Origin of the sequence: Neptunitalea chrysea, from assembly GCF_027924145.1 — a bacterium.
Classification (GTDB): Bacteria; Bacteroidota; Bacteroidia; order Flavobacteriales; family Flavobacteriaceae; genus Neptunitalea; species Neptunitalea chrysea.
This window is the reverse complement of record NZ_BRVP01000012.1, coordinates 74,613-90,659: the sequence shown is the minus strand read 5'-3', so window position 1 is coordinate 90,659 and position 16,047 is coordinate 74,613. Positions and strand designations below refer to the sequence as shown.

Below are 16,047 nucleotides of genomic sequence, written 5' to 3'. Positions count from 1 at the left end.
TTGTTAGTTACAAAGGTACGTATATAGGTTATGCAATTGTGTTGCATTTTTCAAAAAAAACATGAATAAGATGCTCTTCCTGTTGTAAAATAAAATTTTCTTGAAGTCTAATTCCCGTTAATAAAACACTACTTAAAGATATAGTAGTATCACATTTCGAACAATGAAAATGAGGGTGTCCTCTAAATGACTTTTGTGCATACTATACACAATACCACACTCTTTAAATGTTTAAAACTTCTTAAAATAGATAAACTTATCTACAGTGGATAATACTTCTTCTATTTTAAAAAGAAACCGTCTATTTGCTATTAAACAAATACTGCAACACGAGTAAACGCATTGCAGTAGGTTTTATATGCTTGTTTCTAAAAAAAGCTCTTCTCTTTTAAAACTTATTTTATGCACAAGGTATTTTAGCTATTCTATTAGCATGTCTACCTCCCTCAAATTCAGTGTTTAAAAAAGTTTTTACCATTTCAACTGCTTGTTGTATAGAAGTATAACGTGCCGGAATACTTAAAATATTAGCATTATTATGTTGGCGCGCTAACTCAGCTATTTCCTTTGTCCAGCATAAAGCAGCTCTCACACCGGCATGTTTATTAACGGTCATAGAGATACCATTACCACTACCACAAATTACAATACCAAAATCAACAACTCCATTTTCAACATCGGTAGCTACCGGATGTCCAAAATCAGCATAATCAACACTGTCAGGCGTATCTGTACCATAATTAGTTACCTCTACACCAATAGAATTTAAATAATCAACAATGGCAAATTTATATTCAGGACCCGCATGATCATTACTAATAGCAATTTTCATAATTTGAATGTTATAAAGATTAGTAGTTACAAAACTACAAAATAGCCTCTGCATATAACGAGTATAGTTACATCTAAATAAAGGGGTATACTAGTTATTAACTAATTATTCTATTATAAATCAGCTAGTTAAATGGTTATAAACAGTTATTAACTTTAAAATTTACAATTACTTAAATTTCAGCTAATTAAAAATTTACATTAATTGTTGAAAAGTGGTGGCAAAAAACTATAAAATTTATTTTGATCTTAACTAAATATATCCCTATTGTAAACTATTCTGAATTTACCAAGTAAATATTATAATTATTTATTCAAAGTTATCCCCATTATCAACAACCATTATGAACACCTACCAGCACCTAAAAATATTAAAAAAACACTCCTGTTTACAACTATTAACAATTGTTAATATCTACTAAAAAGTAGCTGAAAAATAACATTTTACAATGTAAATTTAATGTTAATTACATGATTATCTCTTTTAATAAATCAGAAAAAAAATAAATCTAAGAAAATTTATACCGCTATTAACACGCTATAATAACCACCATTTATTTTAAATTTTAAAAAAGAAGAAAAGAATAATTAATAGTATATGTTGATAACAATTAAAGTAAACTATTTTTAAATAAGTCTTAGAGTATTCAATCTTGATTATCGAATAAATTGGTTAAATGAAAATTCGGATATAATTAAAAGAAATTAGAAATACTTAAAAGTAGATATCGAAAGTTATGCTTCAATAGGTTTATCTGTTATGTAGTAAAAAAAAGTTTCTGAAGATTCAGAGTCTTTTTTTCTTTCAATCATAACTTTTTCTTTCTTTGCAAAAGACTTATCGATGGTGATAATGAAGTAAATCATCCCCGATAGAAAGAGTGAAACAAAGAATAATATGACCAAATAAATTTTCCTCATACTATATAGACGTTGAAACTTTCTAAATATTACACTTTTTTTAATAAAATTTTAACTTTTCATTTTTTCGATGGGTATCTGGCATTGAATAGAGTTCCCTTTTGATACAATTTATGATTAAGAATTTTTAATTTAAAAAAGGCTTAAACTATTTAATATCGATAATCGAATAAAATATTTGTACATTACTGATTCATTTATATAAACATTTATGTCAAGAAAAAGAGAAAGAGCTCAAAAGCAGAAAAAGAATGAAATTACCAAGGGCATATTTACTGTTTTAGAAAAAAATCAGTCGCAACTATTTAACTACAAGCAAATTGCGGCTAAATTAGGAATAACAGATACTTCTGGCAGAAATTTACTAATTAAAAAACTGGTTCAGTTAAAAGAAGGAAAACGTATAGAAGAACCAGAGAGAGGTAAGTATAGAGCTATACCTAACTTAAATTATCACACTGGTATTGTAGATGTTACCGGTAGAGGTAATGCGTATGTTATTTGCGAAGATTTAGATTCCGACGTATTTATTCCCTCTAATTTATTAAACAAAGCATTACATGGCGATGAAGTTGAAGTATATGTATTTCCTAGGAGACGCAGTAGTAAAAAAATAGAAGGGGAGATTACAAAAATTATACAACGTAAAAAGGTGCATTTTGTGGGTATTGTGCAAATACATCCAAAGTTTGCATTTGTAGTAGCTACCGATTTTAGAATGTATACCGATATTTTTGTTCCAAAAAATAAACTTAGTGGGGCAGAAGATGGTGATAAAGTAATTGTAGAAATTAACGATTGGCCAGAGAAAGCAGATTCGCCATATGGTAAAGTAATACAAGTACTTGGTAAACCAGGGGAACACAATACAGAAATGCATGCTATACTAGCTGAGTATGGTTTGCCTTATGAGTTTCCTCTTGAAGTAGAACATTATGCAAATCAGTTAGATACGTCTATTAAGGAGGAAGAAATTGCGAAGAGAAGAGATATGCGTAAGGTACTTACGTTTACTATAGATCCTAAAGATGCAAAAGATTTTGATGATGCATTATCTTTCCAAGTATTAGATAATGGAAATTTTGAAATAGGTATTCATATTGCAGATGTATCTCATTATGTTGAACCGGGTAGTATTTTAGATGAAGAAGCATATAACCGAGCAACTTCGGTGTATTTAGTAGATAGGGTAGTACCTATGTTACCAGAAATACTATCTAATAAGGCATGTTCGTTACGTCCGAATGAGGAAAAATATACGTTTTCTGCGGTGTTTGAAATAAATGATAAATCACAAGTTGTTAATAAATGGTTTGGTAGAACCGTAACCTATTCAGATCAACGTTTTGCGTATGAAGAAGCGCAGTGTATTATTGAAACGAAAGAAAATACTATACCAGCAGAAATTTCACTAACCGGAGAATCTTATACAGTAGATGACACTATTGTAAATGCTGTACTTACGTTAGATAGATTGGCTAAAATTATGCGTAGTAATCGTATGCGTAATGGGGCTATTTCATTTGATAAGGTGGAAGTGAAGTTTAGGCTTGATGAAAATAGTGAACCGGTTGGGGTTTATTTTAAAGAGGCTAGAGACTCTAATAAGTTAATAGAGGAGTTTATGCTTTTAGCTAATAGAAAAGTGGCTGAGTTTATAGGAAAACAGGAAAAAACCTTTGTATACAGGATACATGATGAACCTGATGATGAAAAATTAATGCAGTTACAAGGAATTATTACCCGATTTGGATATAGCTTAGATTTTAAAAACAGAGCTACCATTACCTCATCTTTAAATGGTTTGTTAAAGGATGTGCAGGGGAAAAGAGAACAGAATTTAGTAGATACTATGGCAATACGTAGTATGAGTAAAGCGGTTTATACTACCGATAATATTGGTCATTATGGTTTAGCTTTTGATTATTATAGTCATTTTACATCGCCTATTAGGCGATACCCAGATGTTATGGTACATCGTTTGTTACAACTTTATTTAGATGGTGGAGCTTCTGCAAAAGAGGAAGAATATGAGGAAAAATGTAGACACTCATCAAATATGGAAAGTTTAGCTGCAAATGCCGAAAGAGATTCTATTAAGTATATGCAGATTAAATTTATGGAAGACCATAAAGATCAAGAGTTCTTAGGTGTTATTTCGGGGGTTACCGAATGGGGTATTTATGTAGAAATAATTGAGAACAAATGTGAAGGTATGGTTCGTATACGTGATATAGATGATGATTACTATACATTTGATGAGAAACTCTATGCAATTGTTGGTGAAGTTACTAAGAATATGTACCAATTAGGAGACGAGGTTGTTGTAAAAGTAAAGTCTACCGACTTAATGAAACGACATCTTGATTTTGAATTATTAGGAAAGAAAATTGTGTAATTTTCTAATTATCAAAGTTTTATATTTTTTAATTATGATTTAATTTGAGATTAACTGTAACATTTTAAAATTTAGAACATCTTTACTCTAAATAATCATAAACCAAAACCAAATTTAATTATGAAGTATATAGCTGTTGGAATTTTATTTGTAATGACCTCTTTTATGTCATTTGCACAGAATGAAATAACGAAATCATTAGGAGATTTTTCAGAAGTAAAAGCTTTTGATGGTATTTCTGTTAAACTGATTAGAAGTGATGAAAATAAGGCTGTAATAAAAGGTAAGAATAGAAATGATGTTGTTATTGTTAACAAAGATGGTAAGTTAAAGATTAAAATGGATATATCTGAATCGTTTGATGGGTATAATACCTTTGTAAGTATTTATCATAAATCACCTATTTATATTATAGATGCTAACGAACAAGCGTTTATAGAAAATACGGAACCTTTTAAAGTAACAGAGCTTATATTAAAAGCGCAAGAGGGTGGTGAGATCGATGTATATGTAGACGTAGAACGTTTAGAGATTAAATCTGTTACCGGTGGACAAATTGATGCGCATGGTACTGCTAGTACACAAGGTGTTAATATAAGAACCGGAGGAGAATATCATGGTAGAGATTTAAAAACCAAACAATCTTATGTACGAATAAGTGCAGGTGGTGAAGCTGTTATTTTTGCTACCGAATATGTAGATGCAGAAGTTAAAGCGGGTGGAGATATTGATATTCATGGTAGCCCGAAAGTAATTGATAAACAGACCTTTTTAGGAGGTAGAATTAAAGAATACTAGTGTTTAGTTTTTATTAAATTATTGTTAATAGCAAGAATAAAGCATTATAATTTTAAAATTATAATGCTTTTTTTTCTTTATTCTTTATTTTTGATAAAGAAAAGATTTCTAGTAATTAGATAATTTGAGAGAATGTTAGATGATATTATAGCAGCTATTCCGTTAGGGGTGGTGCTTGCTTTTACTATAGGACCTATTTTTTTCCTTGTTATAGAAACCAGTGTTAGTAAAGGATTTAGAGCTGCAATGGTGTTGGATTTAGGGGCAGCAACAGGTGATGTATTTTTTATATTAGTAGCGTATTTTAGTACTTCAAAGCTTTTAGAACGTATTAAAGATGACCCTTTTTTATTTATTTTAGGAGGTGCAATTATGCTAACCTATGGTATTTATGGGTATATAAAAGAGAAAAGAGATTATAATAAGAAATTAGAAGAGGAGTATAAGGTAGAGGATGTTGCTAACAATAACTATCTGATGTTTTTCTTTAAAGGCTTTATTTTAAACTTTATTAATATTGGTGTTTTAGGATTTTGGCTAATTGTACTGTTATCAATGGGACCAAAGTTAGATATGCAACCTAATAGAATTATTGTTTTCTTTACTAGTATTGTAGTTACTTATTTAGTTGTAGACGCTATAAAAATAGTACTGGCTAAGCAATTAAAAAATAAATTAACTCCGCATTTAATTCATAAGATTAAAAGAATTATTAGTGTAATTATTATTGTATTTGGTTGTTTTTTAATCTTTCAAGGTTTGTTTCCGAAAGAAAAAAAATATCTTGAAAAACGTTTAGAAATTAATCAGGGATATAAAAAAGATACCTTGAAAACTATAGAATAAAAAAAGAGCTGTTTAATCTTAAACAGCTCTTTTAGTTTTGGAGGCATCGAGCGGATTCGAACCGCTGTACATGGTTTTGCAGACCACTGCCTAGCCACTCGGCCACGATGCCATAACAGGAGCGCAAATCTACTAAATATTTTTATAATTTCAAGAAAAATCGGTTTTAAATATACTGTACTTTAAAAGCTGTCCCTTTTAAGATTTATCTCTATAGTTACCATTTCAACATTACCACCAATTGGCGGATTAATTTTAGATACGGCAACAGTAGCTTCATCTGCTATTTCTATTTCTATAAATATGCGGTCAATTATACGTTTAGCTACATGTTCTAGTAGCTTTGAACGTATTTGCATTTCTTCTTTTACTATTTTATTAATGTGTACATAATCAACAGTATCAGGTAGATTATCAGATTTGGCAGAGGGTTGTAGATTCGCTTTTACAGTAACGTCTACTCGGTAGTTGCTACCTATTTTACTCTCTTCAGTTAGACAACCATGGTAGGCGTATATTTTTATATTCGTTACTTTAATAATTCCCATACAGCGTAAAATAAGAATACAAATGTACGCATTACGTAATTATCATAGCTTTGTATGAGGTATGTTGTTACTAATTTCTATTTTTGTATATAATCTTATTCATTGTAGATATTTATGTCAGAAGAAAAGAAATCGCTTAATTTTATAGAGCATATTATAGAAGAAGATCTTAGAAACGGATTTTCTACAGATCACTTAAGATTTAGATTTCCACCAGAACCAAATGGTTATTTACATATTGGACATGCTAGTTCTATATGTTTAAACTTTGGGTTGGGTTTAAAGTACGATGCCCCCGTTAATTTACGTTTCGATGATACAAATCCTGAAAAGGAAGAGCAAGAGTATGTAGATGCTATTAAGAGAGATGTAGAATGGCTTGGTTTTAAATGGGCACATGAGTGTTATGCATCAGATTATTTTCCTGATTTATATAAGTGGGCAGTTGAGTTTATTAAAGCGGGTAAGGCATATGTAGATTCTCAGTCATCTGATGAAATGGCTAAACAGAAAGGTACTCCTACAGTGCCTGGTACGGATAGTCCGTTTAGAAATAGAAGTGTAGACGAGAATCTTGATTTGTTAGAACGTATGAAAAATGGTGAGTTTGAAGCCGGTTCTCATGTGTTGCGTGCTAAAATAGATATGGCCTCTTCTAATATGCTTATGCGTGATCCTATTATGTATAGAATTATACATAAGTATCATCATAGAACTGCCAATAATTGGTGTATTTACCCAATGTATGACTGGGCACATGGTGAAAGTGATTACTTAGAACAGGTTTCGCATTCATTTTGTACGCTTGAATTTGCTATGCACCGTGAGTTATATGATTGGTTTTTAGATCAGGTATACGATATTGAAAAGGTACGACCAAAACAACGTGAATTTGCTCGCAGAAATTTAAGTCATACTATTGTTAGTAAACGTAAGTTATTAAAACTTGTACAAGAGAAGTTTGTAACTGCTTGGGATGATCCGCGTATGCCTACTATTTCTGGTTTAAGAAGAAGAGGGTATACTCCTGATTCTATTAGAAACTTTGCAGATACTATTGGTATTGCTAAGCGAGATAATCTTATCGATGTTTCATTGTTAGAGTATTGTGTACGTGAAGATCTTAATAAGAAAGCAGCACGTGTAATGGCAGTATTAGATCCGGTTAAAGTGATTATTACTAACTATCCTGAAGGACAAGAGGAATGGTTGGATGCTGAAAATAATCCGGAGGAAGAAGTGATGACGTATAGAAAGGTTCCGTTTTCACGTGAAATTTATATTGAAAGAGAAGATTTTAGAGAGGAAGCAAATCGTAAGTTTTTCCGTTTAAAATTGGGTGGAGAAGTACGTCTTAAGAATGCATATATTATTAAAGCGGAGAGTTGTGTAAAAGATGCTGATGGTACTATTACTGAAATACATTGTACCTATGATGTAGATAGTAAGAGTGGAAGTGGTACAGAGGCTAGTATGCGTAAAGTAAAAGGTACGTTGCATTGGGTATCTGTTGCACATGCAGAGCAAGTTGAAGTACGTTTGTATGACCGTTTGTTTAATGATGCGGCACCAGACTCACATAAAGAGGTTGATTTTCTTGAGTTTATAAATCCAGATTCATTAAATGTGGTTAAAGGATTTGTAGAACCTAGTTTAAAAAATGTTAAAGAAGGTGAAACTTTTCAGTTTCAGAGATTGGGTTATTTCTGTGTAGATAAAGATACTTCAGAAAATTCTATTGTATTTAATAAAACTGTTAGTCTACGTGATACTTGGGCTAAGTTAGAAAGTAAGTAACTTGTTTAAGTTTTAAATATAGTAAAAGCACCCAATTTGGGTGCTTTTTTGTTTTGTTAATGTATTATCAATTAACGGCTGTTTAACACTATGTTTTTAGTAATCAGTGTAATTTAGTTTCAGAAAAAATTAATAGACCAAAATTAAACATTGTTATGAATAAGACAGGAAGTACCATTATTGCATTAGCTGCAGGAACGGCTTTAGGCGCTGCATTAGGAATTTTATTTGCACCAGAAAAAGGTGAGAAAACTAGAAAGAAAATTAAAGATAAAGCAATAGAGGCTAAAGATGATATTGCTATCAGAGTTTCTAAAATAGCAGATGAATTAACGCATACAGCCGAAATTAGAAAACAAGATTTTGAAGAGAAACTTGAAGATGTAGTTTCTAATATGAGTTACAAGGCTGAGGATGCAATAAATGCTATGGAGCGTAAGCTTGAAATTCTTAAAGAGAAAAATGCAAAACTGCATAAAGGAAATGAATTTGTTGAAGAAACAAATGTATAATAAGAGGTAACCAACCAATATGTTTGATGACATTAAAGATAACGTTAATGGGGTAAATGAAAATACTCAGAAGTATGTAAAGGCGAGTATTTCATACTATAAATTAAAAGTATTTAAACTTTTAACTTTAAGTATTACTTCATTATCTAAAATACTGATTACTGGTTTTATACTGGTAATTGGAATCATATTTATTTCTTTTGCTATTTCTATAGGCATTGGTGATTTATTGGATAATCTAGCATTAGGATTTCTGATAGTAGGTGTTTTTTATATAGTGGTTGCTTTTATATTTCTTTACAACAATAAGTTTATGGAACGAAAGATTTTGGAAAAGTTTTCAACTAGTTTCTTTGATGAATTAAATGATAAAGATTAATCTTTAAAGTAACATAGCATGCGAGTATATAAAAGCTTTAAAGAAATAGATAATGATTTAGCCATTCGTAAGTTAGAGCGTGATATTGCATTGGAAAAGGTGAAATTGAACGTTACTAAAACAAAAGATGAATTAAATCCTATTAAATTAGTAAGTGGCTTTAAAGGAATTTTGATAAAATATTTAATTAGATATATAGTTAAAAAGTTTGTATAATTAGTTTGAGTAATTTGGTTAGTTTAAATCAAAAAACCTGATAGAAACATTATCTATCAGGTTTTTTTTAACTTATAAGTTACTGTACTTATTATTGATCATCTTTATTTTTGTCGGTGTCCTTTTTTGCAGCATTTTTCTTTTGTTCTTTCATGGTTTCACTAATTTGGTTACTAGCTGTAAAAGAAGCAACCATATTGTTTAGCATGTCACTACCGGCTTGTGGACTGTTAGGTAGCAAGATTAAGTTACTATTAGTTTCCTCACCAATAGATTGTAATGTATCGTAGTGTTGCGTTACAACAATAAGGGCAGAAGCTTCTTGAGAGCTAATACCAACTCGGTTTAGCACTTCTACAGATTCTTCAAGACCACGGGCAATTTCTCTACGTTGGTCTGCAATACCTTGACCTTGTAAACGTTTACTTTCGGCTTCAGCACGTGCTTTTTCAACAATAAGAATACGTTGTGCATCTCCATCGAACTGAGCAGCTGTTTTCTGGCGTTCTGCGGCATTAATTCGGTTCATAGCTTCCTTAACCTGTGAATCAGGGTCAATATCTGTTACAAGCGTTTTAATGATATCAAAACCATATTCTATCATAGCATCTTGTAATTCGGCTTTTACTGCAATAGCAATATCGTCTTTCTTTACAAATACATTGTCTAATTTCATTTTAGGTACCTCGGCTCTAACTACATCAAATACGTAAGATGTAATCTGATCGTGTGGATACTCTAATTTGTAAAAAGCATCATATACTTTGTCTTTAATAACTACATATTGTACAGATACTTTTAAGCGTACAAATACATCATCTAATGTTTTTGTTTCAACTATTACATCTAATTGTTGAATTTTTAAACTTACCTTTCCTGCAATACGTTGAAATAGGGGTATTTTAAACTGTAATCCTGATTGACGAATAGTACTAAATTTACCGAATGTTTCAATAATAGCTGCAGTTTGTTGTTTAACTGTGAATAAGCAACCAAATAAAATAACTATAATTAGACCAATAAAAAAAATGAGACCTAAATTTTCCATAATGATAAAATGTATTGATTAGTTTTAAGTGTAAGTGAATGAACGATTATATTAGTCGTGAATGTACAAATAAAGTTACAGTATAAAAAAAGCCACTTTATTAAGTGGCTCAAAATTTTATAATGTTGTTATGGCTTTTTCTAAGCGCGATATTGTTTCTTGTTTTCCTAGTAATTCTGATATATCAAAAATATGTGGTCCTTTCATGGCACCGACTAATGCCAATCGGAATGGCGGCATTACTTGTCCGAATCCGTAGCCCTTATCTTGTAACCATGTTTTAACAATGGTTTCGGTATTTTGAGAGCTAAAATCGGGTATACCATAAAGTACTTGTACAAGTTCTTTCATGATATCTGGAGTTTGTTCTTTCCACTGTTTTTTAGAAGCCTTGGCATCGTATTCATTAGGAGACACAAAAAAGTAGTCCGATAAGTCCCATAGATCAGTTATAAAGTTGGCACGTTCTTTTACTAATGTAACAACTTTTGCAACATAGTCTAATGTGGCATCAGCCTTATAGTTAGTTACAATTGGTAGGTATAACTTAGCAATTGCAGCATCAGATTGGGTCTGTAAGTATTGGTGGTTAAACCATTTGTTTTTCTCTGGGTCAAATTTTGCTCCAGATTTATGTACTCTGCTAATATCAAAACTTTGTATTAGTTCTTCTAAGGTAAATAATTCTTTATCTGTACCGTCATTCCAGCCTAATAATGCCAGAAAGTTTACAACAGCTTCAGGGAAATATCCTTGTTCTCTGTATCCCATAGAAAAACTGTCGGCTGTTTTCCAGTCTAACGGAAATACAGGGAATCCTAATTTATCGCCATCACGTTTGCTTAATTTTCCTTTACCTACAGGTTTCATTATCAATGGTAAATGTGCAAATTCTGGAGCATCCCATTTAAAAGCATCATACAAAGCAATATGTAACGGGAGCGAAGGTAACCATTCTTCACCACGTATTACATGAGAAGTTTCCATTAAATGGTCGTCTACAATATTAGCCAAGTGATAGGTTGGTAAGCCATCTTGTTTAAATAAAACTTTATCATCTAATAAAGCTCTTTTAAAACTTACATTACCACGTATTAAGTCGGTAGCTTCTATAGTAGGAGCATCTGTGGTAGCATCATACATTTTAAAACGGATTACGAATGGATCACCATTTGTAAGACGCACATCTAATGCTTCTTTTGATAAATTAAGAGAAGTATCAAATGTTTCTCGGTTTTCCCAATTGTAGATAAAGGTGGTACCTTCTGACTCTGCCTTGGCTCTATACGAGTTTAAAGCGTCTGCAGTATCAAATGCATAATATGCTTTACCTGCATCAATAAGCTGGTCTACAAATTGTTTATATAAATCTTTACGTTCACTTTGTCTGTACGGACCAAACTTTTCATTAACACCTACCGTTTCATCGGGTGTTATACCTAACCATTTTAACGATTCAAATATGTATGCTTCAGCACCTTCTACAAATCTGTTTTGGTCTGTATCTTCTATTCTTACATAGAAGATACCATTGTGTTTTTTAGCAAATAAATAATTGAATAAAGCTGTACGAACACCTCCTATGTGCAGGGGTCCTGTAGGACTTGGTGCAAAACGTACTCTTACCGGTTTAGTCATCATTTTTATGTTTTTGGATTGCAAAAATACAAAGATTTTAAGTTTACATGTTAATAACCTGTTTATATAATATTATATTGTAATTTTATAAGTTATAACAAAGAATTTTTCGGTTAATAAATTAATGTAATTAAGGTTGTAGATGCAGAATACGAGTTTTGATAGTATAAGGGAAAAACTTAGTCAATTCATAAAAAAGTATTACGTAAATGAATTGATTAAGGGTAGTATATTATTTTTTACAATAGGTTTATGCTATTTTATTTTCACGTTACTTGTGGAACATTTTCTTTGGTTATCTACTACGGCTAGAATGATTTTGTTTTGGGTTTTTGTAGTTATTGAAGTTTCTCTTTTTGTTAGATTTATTGGTATACCATTGGCTTATTTATTTAAACTAAAAAATGGGTTAGATAATAAAAGTGCTTCTAGAATAATTGGCAATCATTTTTCAAATGTTAGTGATAAACTTATTAATCTAGTTCAATTAGCTGAAAATGTTACTGATTCTGAATTGTTATTGGCAAGTATCGAACAAAAGAGTGTAGAACTTAATCCTATACCGTTTCAGTTAGCAATTAATTTTAAGAGCAATGTAAAGTATGCAAAGTATCTGCTAATTCCGGCATTGGTTATTGTTATTATCATTGCCTTTGGTTCAATTACATGGTTTACTGATAGCTATTCTAGAGTTGTAAATTATTCTCGATATTATGAACCACCAGCTCCTTTTCATTTCAATGTACTAAATAAAAATTTAAAAGGGGAGGAGGGTAAAGCGTATACGGTATATACAAAAATTGTTGGTAATGTTTTGCCTGAGAGTGTTATTATTAGTTATAACAACCAGGAGTATTTTATGAAACGTACTGGTAGTGATACCTACCAATATGAGTTTACCAATTTAAATGATGCCATAGATTTTCATTTGAAGTCAGATCAGGTTAGTTCTCGTAGATATACGTTAGACGTTATTAAAGTACCTGTTGTTTTAAAATTTAAAATGTTTTTAGATTACCCATCTTATACAGGTAAAAAGGATGAGGAATTAAAATCTACAGGTAATGGTGTGGTTCCTGAGGGAACTAGAGTTTCTTGGAAACTGGAAACAGCCGCTACAGATAAAGTGGTTTTTGCAACTAGAGACACTACTGAATTATTTACTAAAGATGATGAATTATTTGCGTATAGTAAGCAACTTTTTAATGATTTGAATTATGAGATTAGTACCAATAACAAAGAGGTAAACGCATATGAAAGTTTTAAATATAAACTAAATGTAATTAAAGATGAGTACCCCACTATTACCTTGCAGTATGTTAAAGATAGTAGTGTTGTTTCTACTTATGTGGTTAAAGGAAAAGTTACAGATGATTATGGGGTTTCTTCTGCACAATTAGTATATTATAAAAGTAACAATCCGAATGAAATTAAGAAGGTTAACATACCGGTTAACAAATCTACTTCAGATGAGTTTTTATCTGTTTTCCCTGATTCGCTTCAATTAGAGACTGGTTTTACGTATGAGTTTTATTATCAGGTTTTTGATAATGATCCTATACATGGTAGTAAAAAATCGGTTAGTAAAGTATTTAGATATAATGCGCTTACGAATGCAGAGATTGAGGATAAGATTTTGGAAAATCAAAAGAACAATATTCGTGATTTAGATAAATCGTTCAAAGAATTCGATAAGAATGATAAGGAGTTAGATGAGCTGTCTAAATTACAAAAGGAGCGAAATCAGTTATCGTATAGTGATAAAGAAAAGATAAATGATTATCTAAAGAAGGAGCAGAAACAATTAGATAATATGGAAAGGTTATCTGATAAGTTAAAAGAAAATCTTGAGAATTTTAAAAAGGAAAATGATCTTCAGGATACTACTGATAAGTTTCTTCAAGAACGTTTAGAACGTTTGCAAAAGAAATTGGAAGAAGAACGAAAGTTAATGGAGGAGATGCAGAAGTACATGGATAAATTGTCAAAAGAAGAGCTTGCAGAAAAACTTGAAGAAGTTAAGAAGCAAAAAAGTAAGAGTAGTAGGGATAGTAAACAAATGCTAGAGCTGGTAAAGCGATATTATGTAGCGCAGAAATCTGAAATGTTGGGCAAGGATTTAGAAGAGTTGTCTAAAGAACAAGAACAACTAGCTAATGAACCTACGGAAAAGAATACCTCAGAAGAGCAGAAAAATGTAAATGAAAAATTTAATAAAATATCAGAGGAATTAAAAGATTTACAGGAGGAAAATAAGAAGTTACAAAAGCCGATGGATATTCCTGATGAGACTGAAAAGAGCGAAGATGTGAAGCAGGATCAAGAAGAGGCGACAGAAGATTTAGAGAATTCTGAGGAAAGTGATAATGAGCAACAGAAGCAAGAAGCTCAAAAATCTGCAAAGCAAAAACAAAAGAGTGCTGCAAAAAAAATGAAGCAAATGAGTGGCGGAATGAAGTCAGCGCTGAAAATGCAAGGTGGACAATCTATGGAAGAAGATGTTGAAATGCTTCGTCAAATATTAGATAATTTAATTGTGGTTTCTAATCAGCAAGAGGATATAGAAGAGCAGTTATCAAAATATATTACCACCTCTGGTGGATTCTCAAAACACTTAATAGAGCAACAAGAATTAAAAGAAATGTTTGAGCATGTAGATGATAGTTTGATGGTGTTAGCATCACGTCAGCCTATGATTAGTGTGGTTATAAATGATGAGATTGAAGAGATCTATTTTAATATGGATAAAAGTTTAGAGCGGTTGGCCGAAAATAAAGTTTATCAAGGTTTAGGTAGTCAGCAATATTCGTTAACGCATATTAATAATTTGGCTAATTTATTGAGTGATGCATTAAGTAATATGCAGAGTGCAATGAAGATGCAAGGCTCGGGGAGCGGTCAGGGAAATAGTTCTTCACCAGGTATGCAGTTGAGCGATATTATTATGAGTCAACAAGAATTAAATGGTAAAATGTCTGGGCAAAAATCTGGTGAAGGAGAGTCTGGTGAAGGCGAAAAGAGTAAGCAAAAAGGAGATAAAGAAGGCGGAAATAAAGAGGGAGATAAAGGATCGAAAGGGCAAAAAGGAAAAGATGGTAAAGAGGGTAAGAATGGGCAAGATGGACAAGGTGGTGAAGGAGGCACTAATGGTGCTGGTGGTACAGGCAACGGAAATTCAGAGAACAACATTGAAAAAATCTATGAGATTTATAAGCAGCAACAGTTGCTACGTCAAGAATTAGAGAAGCAATTATCTGATAAGTTAAGTGATGCTGAATATAGAAGTTTACAGAAGATAGCAAAAGACGCAGAAAGTGTAGAAGAAGAACTGTTAAGTCGAGGTATTACAGAATCGGTTTTAAATAAGATGAAACAGATAGAACAACAGTTGATAAAATTAGAGAATGCATCCTTTGAGCAAGGCAAGAAGCAGGAACGAAAAAGCACTACTAATACACGAGATTATGGTGGTAATAGAGATAAGATTGAAGCGTTAAAAGAATATTTTAACCAAGTAGAAATATTAAATAGACAAGTATTACCTTTGCGCCAATTTTATAAAGAAAAGGTAAATCAATATTTTAAGACAAATGATTAATTTTCATTACGAAACAGCGTTTAGTTTATCAGATGAGAAAGAGTATGCTAACTGGATAAACACTATAATTAAGAGTGAAGAAAAAGAGTTGGGAGAGGTGAATTATATTTTTTGTAATGATGAATATCTACATACTATTAATGTAGATTATCTTGATCATGACACCTATACTGATATTATTAGTTTTGACTATACAGAAGGAAATAGTATTTCGGGTGATATTTTTATCAGTGTAGAGCGTGTTGGTGAAAACGCTAAAGAGTTTAATGAGGAATTTAGTGTAGAGTTATTACGAGTGATGTCTCATGGAGTGTTGCATTATTGTGGTTATAAAGACAAGAATAACACAGATGCAGAACGTATGAGACAAAAGGAAAATGAGAAAATAGCAATGTTCCACGTGAAACAATAGCGATGTTGGGGTATAAATTTTGTATTGTTCCACGTGAAACGTTTGTAAATTTAAGTAAAAGTAATAAAGTGTTCCACGTGAAACATCTGAATATTATAGTGTATA

Annotated in this window: 13 protein-coding genes and 1 tRNA gene; 9 read left to right on the top strand and 5 right to left on the bottom strand. The window is 31.5% G+C overall.

Features of this window, described 5'->3' with window-relative positions; translation table 11 throughout:
* Positions 1-400 precede the first annotated feature (400 nt).
* On the bottom strand, positions 401-832 hold the full coding sequence (locus tag NBRC110019_RS10040; protein ID WP_281754515.1) for an RpiB/LacA/LacB family sugar-phosphate isomerase: 432 nt from the start codon (positions 830-832) through the stop codon (positions 401-403).
* Positions 833-1,963: 1,131 nt separating this feature from the next.
* Between NBRC110019_RS10040 and rnr the strand changes: the two genes are divergently transcribed.
* The 3 genes from rnr to NBRC110019_RS10025 all read left to right on the top strand — a co-directional run bounded on the left by rnr (position 1,964) and on the right by NBRC110019_RS10025 (position 5,794).
* Positions 1,964-4,150, top strand: coding sequence for a ribonuclease R (gene rnr, locus NBRC110019_RS10035; protein ID WP_281754514.1), 2,187 nt, complete (start codon positions 1,964-1,966; stop codon positions 4,148-4,150).
* A gap of 120 nt (positions 4,151-4,270) precedes the next feature.
* Positions 4,271-4,948, top strand: coding sequence for a head GIN domain-containing protein (locus NBRC110019_RS10030; RefSeq protein ID WP_281754512.1), 678 nt, complete (start codon positions 4,271-4,273; stop codon positions 4,946-4,948).
* A 132-nt stretch (positions 4,949-5,080) separates the two neighbouring features.
* Entirely contained in the window at positions 5,081-5,794 is a 714-nt protein-coding gene (locus NBRC110019_RS10025; RefSeq protein WP_281754510.1) for a LysE family translocator, read from the top strand.
* Between the two features lie 38 nt (positions 5,795-5,832).
* Here the strand turns inward: NBRC110019_RS10025 and NBRC110019_RS10020 are convergent.
* Together NBRC110019_RS10020 and folB are read right to left on the bottom strand one after the other, a co-directional pair.
* A tRNA-Cys gene (locus NBRC110019_RS10020) sits at positions 5,833-5,906 on the bottom strand.
* Between the two features lie 70 nt (positions 5,907-5,976).
* Positions 5,977-6,342 (bottom strand): dihydroneopterin aldolase, encoded by a 366-nt coding sequence (gene folB / locus NBRC110019_RS10015; protein ID WP_281754509.1) that lies wholly within the window; start codon positions 6,340-6,342, stop codon positions 5,977-5,979.
* A 114-nt stretch (positions 6,343-6,456) separates the two neighbouring features.
* On the opposite strand from folB, the gene NBRC110019_RS10010 reads away from it, so the two are divergent.
* The 4 genes from NBRC110019_RS10010 (at position 6,457) to NBRC110019_RS09995 (ending at position 9,246) form a co-directional block, all read left to right on the top strand.
* Positions 6,457-8,139 (top strand): glutamine--tRNA ligase/YqeY domain fusion protein, encoded by a 1,683-nt coding sequence (locus NBRC110019_RS10010; protein WP_281754507.1) that lies wholly within the window; start codon positions 6,457-6,459, stop codon positions 8,137-8,139.
* Between the two features lie 155 nt (positions 8,140-8,294).
* Complete coding sequence (locus NBRC110019_RS10005) at positions 8,295-8,651, top strand: YtxH domain-containing protein (RefSeq protein ID WP_281754505.1); 357 nt, start codon at positions 8,295-8,297, stop codon at positions 8,649-8,651.
* Positions 8,652-8,670: 19 nt separating this feature from the next.
* Positions 8,671-9,030 carry a hypothetical protein gene (locus NBRC110019_RS10000; protein ID WP_281754503.1) on the top strand — a complete coding sequence of 120 codons (360 nt, stop codon included), beginning with the start codon at positions 8,671-8,673 and terminating at the stop codon, positions 9,028-9,030.
* Positions 9,031-9,048: 18 nt separating this feature from the next.
* The gene (locus tag NBRC110019_RS09995; RefSeq protein ID WP_281754501.1) at positions 9,049-9,246 is read left to right on the top strand and encodes a DUF6327 family protein; all 198 of its coding nucleotides are present in this window, start codon (positions 9,049-9,051) and stop codon (positions 9,244-9,246) included.
* A 91-nt stretch (positions 9,247-9,337) separates the two neighbouring features.
* On the opposite strand, the gene NBRC110019_RS09990 is transcribed toward NBRC110019_RS09995, so the two are convergent.
* Together NBRC110019_RS09990 and gltX are read right to left on the bottom strand one after the other, a co-directional pair.
* Positions 9,338-10,294: an SPFH domain-containing protein gene (locus NBRC110019_RS09990; protein WP_281754499.1), complete on the bottom strand. Its 957-nt coding sequence runs from the start codon at positions 10,292-10,294 to the stop codon at positions 9,338-9,340.
* Between the two features lie 117 nt (positions 10,295-10,411).
* Positions 10,412-11,932 carry a glutamate--tRNA ligase gene (gene gltX, locus NBRC110019_RS09985; protein WP_281754552.1) on the bottom strand — a complete coding sequence of 507 codons (1,521 nt, stop codon included), beginning with the start codon at positions 11,930-11,932 and terminating at the stop codon, positions 10,412-10,414.
* A gap of 277 nt (positions 11,933-12,209) precedes the next feature.
* On the opposite strand from gltX, the gene NBRC110019_RS09980 reads away from it, so the two are divergent.
* Complete coding sequence (locus tag NBRC110019_RS09980) at positions 12,210-15,530, top strand: coiled-coil domain-containing protein (RefSeq protein ID WP_281754497.1); 3,321 nt, start codon at positions 12,210-12,212, stop codon at positions 15,528-15,530.
* On the top strand, positions 15,523-15,942 hold the full coding sequence (gene ybeY, locus NBRC110019_RS09975) for an rRNA maturation RNase YbeY (protein WP_281754495.1): 420 nt from the start codon (positions 15,523-15,525) through the stop codon (positions 15,940-15,942). Before NBRC110019_RS09980 ends, ybeY begins: the two co-directional genes overlap by 8 nt.
* The last annotated feature ends 105 nt before the right edge of the window (positions 15,943-16,047 follow it).